The 1,074-nt window shown below is 47.2% G+C and carries 2 protein-coding genes; one reads left to right on the forward strand and one right to left on the reverse strand.

Features of this window, described 5'->3' with window-relative positions; all coding sequences use genetic code 11:
• Window positions 1–423 (forward strand): EVE domain-containing protein (locus R7P35_RS25990; protein WP_318093348.1); only part of this gene is annotated, 423 nt, incomplete at its 5' end.
• A gap of 57 nt (window positions 424–480) precedes the next feature.
• On the opposite strand, the gene bioD is transcribed toward R7P35_RS25990, so the two are convergent.
• The coding region (gene bioD, locus R7P35_RS25995; RefSeq protein WP_318093350.1) for a dethiobiotin synthase at window positions 481–1,074 on the reverse strand (594 nt) is incomplete at its 5' end.

Raw genomic sequence — 1,074 nt, forward strand, 5'->3', positions numbered from 1 at the left:
ACGCTTCGAACCCAAAAGGTTTCATGTTGGGAGGGAGTTCGTAATTATCAGGCGCGCAATATGATGCGTGACCAAGTAAAGGTGGGCGATTTCGTCCTGATTTACCACTCTTCCTGTAAAAATGTTGGCGTGGCGGGGATTGCCAAAGTCGTGCGAGAAGCCTATCCCGACCATTTTCAGTTCGACCCAGAAAGTGATTATTACGACCCAAAATCGGACCCAGACAACCCTCGTTGGATCATGGTCGATATTGAGTTTGTGCGTAAAACCGCGCGGGTGATCCCACTGTCGGTCATGAAAGCGATGCCTGAACTTGAGAACATGCCGCTGGTGAAACGCGGAAATCGTCTTTCGATCATGCCTGTGACCGAAGATGAGTGGGAAGCGATTCTTGGCAAAGAGAAGTTACCAAGCCAGAGATAAAAAAAAGGGCTGCAAATTGCAGCCCTTTAGTTTTGAGTACGTTTACAAGAAATGCTCTTAATCGATGTTCAGTAATGGCTCAACGTTAATGTATTTACCCAACTCTTTGCGCTTCGCACTTGGAATGTAAGGGATCTCACCTAACTTCGGTGCATCAATGCGCGATTCAAGCATTTCAATAATGTCCGCGTAATGCTCTGTGCCAGGGTTAACTCGGTTCGCAATCCAACCCACTAGGTTTAGACCATCTGCTTTGATGATTTCCGCCGTTAATAAAGCGTGGCTCAAACAACCCAGTTTAATACCCACGACAAGTACCACTGGTAGCTGCTCTTGCTGTACCCAAGTAGACAAGCTGTCTGTGTCTGACACAGGAACACGCCAACCACCAGCACCTTCTACCAATACAACATCGGCTTGCTCTTTATGTTGAGCGAGCTTTTCACTCAGCAAATCGTATTCGATTTCAACCTGCTCGTGCTTGGCTGCGATGTGAGGAGAAGCTGGTAATTCCAAAGCGTATGGGTTCACATCTTCATAAGCCACTTCTAAGGTTGCGGCTTTTTGCAAGTGCAGTGCATCTGAATTGCGCCAACCTTGCTCTGTTTTTTCGCTTCCTGCAGCCACTGGTTTGTAGCCAATGGTATTTAG

The sequence above is a fragment of the Vibrio sp. Vb0304 genome (assembly GCF_033338995.1).
In the GTDB taxonomy this organism is placed as follows: domain Bacteria; phylum Pseudomonadota; class Gammaproteobacteria; order Enterobacterales; family Vibrionaceae; genus Vibrio; species Vibrio alginolyticus.